3 rRNA genes are annotated in these 5,402 nt (G+C 65.5%); all 3 read right to left on the bottom strand.

The window, feature by feature from the left end:
• Nucleotides 1-105: ribosomal RNA gene (gene rrf, locus GDJ97_RS01615) — 5S ribosomal RNA — on the bottom strand; the annotation flags it as partial.
• 155 nt (nt 106-260) lie between these two features.
• A 23S ribosomal RNA gene (locus GDJ97_RS01610) occupies nt 261-3,238 on the bottom strand.
• A gap of 381 nt (nt 3,239-3,619) precedes the next feature.
• Nucleotides 3,620-5,128, bottom strand: a 16S ribosomal RNA gene (locus tag GDJ97_RS01605).
• Nucleotides 5,129-5,402 lie beyond the last annotated feature (274 nt).

The following is a 5,402-nucleotide window of genomic DNA, read 5'->3' as shown; positions in this document are numbered from 1 at the left end:
CCCTGCTCTCCCACGGGCTTCCCCCGCAGTACCATCGGCGCGGTGCGGCTTAGCTTCCGGGTTCGGAATGGGACCGGGCGTGCCCCGCACGCTGTGGCCGCTGACCGGTGGGCGGCGCCCCGCCCACTCGTCCGGGCGGTCCGCGCGCGCCCTGGGGGCCGCACAGCGAGGGTCGGACATCCATCGGGGCATGGGACGCGGCGCATTCCGCCGGGAAGCATCCCGCGTGCGGCACGGCGCGAACGCCCGTCGCGATGGGATGCGGGTAAGAGCTCGGGCTATTAGTACCGCTCGGCTGAGCGCGTCGCCGCGCTTGCACCTGCGGCCTATCGACCAGGTGTTCTACCTGGGCCCTTACCGTAAGGAGAACTGATCTCGGGAACGGCTTCCCGCTTAGATGCCTTCAGCGGTTATCCGGTCCGGACGCGGCTACCGGGCGATGCCGTCGGTCGACAACCCGTTCACCGGAGGTCCGTCCACCCCGGTCCTCTCGTACTAGGGGCAGCCTCCCTCGATTCTCCTGCGCCCGCGGAGGATAGGGACCGAACTGTCTCACGACGTTCTGAACCCAGCTCGCGTACCGCTTTAAACGGCGAACAGCCGTACCCTTGGGACCTGCTCCAGCCCCAGGATGCGATGAGCCGACATCGAGGTGCCAAACCTTGCCGTCGATGTGGACTCTTGGGCAAGATCAGCCTGTTATCCCCGGAGTACCTTTTATCCGTTGAGCGACGGCCCTCCCACGTGGGGCCGCCGGATCACTAGAGCCCGCTTTCGCGCCTGCTCGGCGTGTGTGCCTCGCAGTCAAGCCCGCTTACGCTCTTGCACTCATGAGGACGGTTGCCGACCGTCCCGAGCGGACCTTCGCGCGCCTCCGTTACCCTTTAGGAGGCGACCGCCCCAGTCAAACTGCCCGCCTGGCACGGTCCCCCGCCCGGCTTCACGGGACGGGGTTAGGACGCCGGCGCGTCGGGGGCGGTATTCCAAGGGCGGCTCCGCCCGGGCTGGCGCCCGGGCTTCGAAGCCTCCCGCCTATCCTCTACGCGACGGGCCAGCGGCCAATGCCAAGCTGCAGTGAAGGTTCACGGGGTCTTTCCGTCCTTCCGCGGGTAAGTCGCATCTTCACGACTAGTGGAATTTCACCGGGCCCATGGTCGAGACAGCGCCCAAGTCGTTGCGCCGTTCGTGCAGGTCGGAACTTACCCGACAAGGAATTTCGCTACCTTAGGACCGTTATAGTTACGGCCGCCGTTTACCGGGGCTTGGGTTCGGGGCTTCGCGCGGCGCGCTAACCCCTCCCCGTGACCTTCCGGCACCGGGCAGGCGTCAGACCCTATACGTCGCCTTGCGGCTTCTGCAGAGTCCTGTGTTTTTGGTAAACAGTCGCTTGGGCCTCTTCACTGCGGCCCCCCTCCGCTCCCCGGGCCGGCCGGTTCACGTACGCGGGGGCACCCCTTCTCCCGAAGTTACGGGGCCATTGTGCCGAGTTCCTTGACCATGGTTGGCCCGATCGCCTCGGTATGTTCTACCCACCCACCTGTGTCGGTTTGCGGTACGGGCATCGAGGGCCCTGCCTAGGGGTTTTTCTGGGGACCAGGGCTCACCGGCTTCGCTCGCTCGCTTCGTCCCGCGCCTAGCCCTCGCGCACCCCGGATTTGCCTGGGATGCGGGCCGCGCGCGCTCACGGGGACGTCCAGAACCCCGCCCGGCTACCCCGATCCGTCGCCCCGTCGGTCGTGACGGTCCCTCGATGGTGCAGGAATGTCCACCTGCTGCGCTTCGGCTACGCCTTCCGGCCTGGCCTTAGCCCCCGACTGACCCTGGGGGGATTAGCCTCGCCCAGGAAACCTCGGGTTTACGGCGGACGAGTCTCTCGCTCGTCTCTCGCTACTCATGCCAGCATTCTCGCTCCCCAGCAGTCCACCGTCGGTGACCCTCCGGCTTCGCCCCGCTGGGGACGCCCCCCTACCGATGTGATAAACATCCCGCCGCTTCGGTTGCAAGCTTAGCCCCGTGTATTGTCGGCGCATGTCCACTCGACCAGTGAGCTGTTACGCACTCTTTGAAGGGGTGGCTGCTTCTAAGCCAACCTCCTGGTTGTCTGCGCGGACGCACATCCTTTGCCACTCGGCTTGCAATTGGGGACCTTAGCGGGCGGTCTGGGCTGTTTCCCTCTCGAGCACACAGCTTAGCCCACATGCTCTGACTGCCGACCTCTGGACCCTCTGGCATTCGGAGTTCGGTTCGACTCGGTAGGCTGCGAGGCCCCCTCATCGATCCGGTGCTCTACCTCCAGGGGTTAACGGTCGACGCTAGCCCTAAAGCTATTTCGGGGAGAACGAGATATCTCCGGGTTTGATAGGCCTTTCACCCCTACCCGCGGGTCATCGGAGCGCTTTTCAACGCACCCCCGTTCGGCCCTCCACGGGGTCTTACCCCCGCTTCAGCCTGCCCACGGGTAGCTCACCCGGCTTCGCGTCCGCGGCCGCCGACTCGTGATCGCCCTGTTCGGACTCGCTCTCGCTACGGCTCGCTTCCAAAGCTAAACCTCGCCGGCGGCCAGCGACTCGCTGGCTCATTCTACAAAAGGCACGCCGTCACAGCCGAAAGGCTGCTCCGACGCCTCGCGGGCGCGCGGTTTCAGGTACTGTTTCACTCCCCTCCCGGGGTGCTTTTCACCTTTCCCTCGCGGTACTGGTTCGCTATCGGTCATGGGAGAGTATTCAGGATTGGAGGGTGGTCCCCCCGGGTTCGGACCGCGTTTCACGTGCGCGGCCCTACTCAGGGACGCCGTCCGCGCCGCTCCGCCGGGCGGGGCCTACGGGGCCCTAACCCTGTGCCGCCGGCCTTCCCATGCCGTTCGGCCCGCCCGGGAGCGTTCGCGCCGGGGCCGGCAGGCCCCGGGTGCAGCGCCCTGCAACCCCACCGGCGCGAAGGCTGCCGCCCGCGTGCGACCGGTGGTTTGTCCTCGGCCCCCTTTCGCTCGCCGCTACTCGGGGGATCTCGCAGTTGATTTCTTCTCCTCGGGGTACTTAGATGTTTCAGTTCCCCCGGTTGTCCTCCCCCTCCCTATCGTTTCGGGAGGGGGATGCCCGGCCATCGCCGGGCGGGTTCGCCCATTCGGGTACCCTGGGATCGGCGGGTGTGTGCCCCTACCCCAGGCCTATCGCGGCTTGCCGCGCCCTTCTTCGGCTTCCCATGCCAAGGCATCCGCCAGCGCGCCCTGCGTATCTTCCCGCGCATCGCGGGACGATCGCGCTCATGACTGAGTAGCACATCGCTGTACTCTATCCAGTGTTGGGTGTCGCACACCGTCGCCCGGGACGCGCCCGGGCGGCGATCGAGACTATCTCATCTCGATTAGATGCTTCCTTACTTGGAAATGTAAATTGAATCTTCAGTTGCAGATCGGTGATATCTTCATCTCTCTGATATCTGAGAATCGATCAGATCACGTTCCATGTTCAAATGGATGATCCATCTCGCTATGCGGCTCTCAAGGTGCGCGGGGGACCCCCCGGGACCGGACGCTGCGAGGCTCGAGCCTGGGGAACGGGGACCGGACGGGGCACCCCGGCCGTCGTGTCAATCTTGCTTTCAGGAAGCTCTCTCTCCCTAGAAAGGAGGTGATCCAGCCGCACGTTCCCGTACGGCTACCTTGTTACGACTTCACCCCCCTCACCCTCCACACCTTCGACGCCTCCCCCCCTCGCGGGTTGGGCCGGCGGCTTCGGGTGCAGACGACTCGGGTGGTGTGACGGGCGGTGTGTACAAGGCCCGGGAACGCATTCACCGCGGCATGCTGATCCGCGATTACTAGCAACTCCGACTTCATGGGGGCGGGTTGCAGCCCCCAATCCGAACTGGGGCCGGCTTTCAGGGATCCGCTCGGGCTCGCGCCTCCGCATCCCGCTGTACCGGCCATTGTAGCACGTGTGCAGCCCGGGGCATAAGGGGCATGATGACTTGACGTCGTCCCCGCCCTCCTCCGGCTTGACGCCGGCGGTCCCGCGTGGGTGCCCGGCACGACCCGATGGCAACACGCGGCGGGGGTTGCGCTCGTTGCGGGACTTAACCCAACATCTCACGACACGAGCTGACGACAGCCATGCACCACCTGTGGCGGCTCCTCTCGGCCACGGGGTCTCCCCCGCTTCACCGCCATGTCAAGCCCCGGTAAGGTTCTTCGCGTTGCTTCGAATTAAGCCACATGCTCCGCTGCTTGTGCGGGCCCCCGTCAATTCCTTTGAGTTTTAGCCTTGCGGCCGTACTCCCCAGGCGGGACGCTTAATGCGTTGGCTGCGGCACGGGGGGACGGTTCCCCCCACACCTAGCGTCCATCGTTTACGGCTGGGACTACCAGGGTATCTAATCCTGTTCGCTCCCCCAGCTCTCGCGCCTCAGCGTCGGTGCCGGCCCAGAGGGCCGCCTTCGCCACCGGTGTTCCACCCGATATCTGCGCATTCCACCGCTACACCGGGTGTTCCACCCTCCCCTGCCGGACCCGAGCCGGGCGGTTCCGGGGGCGGGACGGGGTTGAGCCCCGCCATTTGACCCCCGGCCTGCCCGGCCGCCTACGCGCGCTTTACGCCCAATGAATCCGGATAACGCTCGCCCCCTACGTATTACCGCGGCTGCTGGCACGTAGTTAGCCGGGGCTTCTTCTGCAGGTACCGTCTCTCCTCGTCCCTGCTGAAAGCGGTTTACGACCCGAAGGCCTCCATCCCGCACGCGGCGTCGCTGCGTCAGGGTTGCCCCCATTGCGCAAGATTCCCCACTGCTGCCTCCCGTAGGAGTCTGGGCCGTGTCTCAGTCCCAATCTGGCCGGTCGGTCTCTCAACCCGGCTACCCGTCGTCGGCACGGTGGGCCGTCACCCCGCCGTCTACCTGATGGGACGCGGAGCCATCCCCCTCCTCCTGGGATTTGCCCGCGGGAAGATGCCTTCCTGCGGGGTCATCGGGTTTTACCCGCCGTTTCCGGCGGCTATCCCCGAGAGGGGGGCGGGTTCTCCACGCGTTACTCAGCCGTTCGCCACTCGCTTCCACCCGGGGGTGGGTGCCGTTCGACTTGCATGTGTTAGGCGCGCCGCCAGCGTTCATCCTGAGCCAGGATCGAACTCTCCGTCCAGGGCGCCCCGGTGAGACCGGGGCGCCGCGAGGGCCAGAGGGCCCGTCCGGCCAGCGACTCTTCGCTGATCGGATTCCATTCGACTTTCTCAAGCTGTGTCTGGTTCAAAAGAAGGAAATGATCGGGGGGACCTCCGAAGGTCCCTCACACTCAAAACTCGACTCTTGGTCACATCACTGCTGATACCTCTTGAATGGTATCTTCAATCTCCGTTCCTCGGCGAGGGCGTTCCCGCCCTTCGCCTCGCAGTATCCGGTTCTGAAGGTTCCCGCCG

Origin of the sequence: Collinsella sp. AK_207A, assembly GCF_902501965.1 — a bacterium.
In the GTDB taxonomy this organism is placed as follows: Bacteria; Actinomycetota; Coriobacteriia; order Coriobacteriales; family Coriobacteriaceae; genus Collinsella.
The sequence above is the reverse complement of the archived record's forward strand: the minus strand, read 5'-3'. Positions and strand labels throughout refer to the sequence as shown.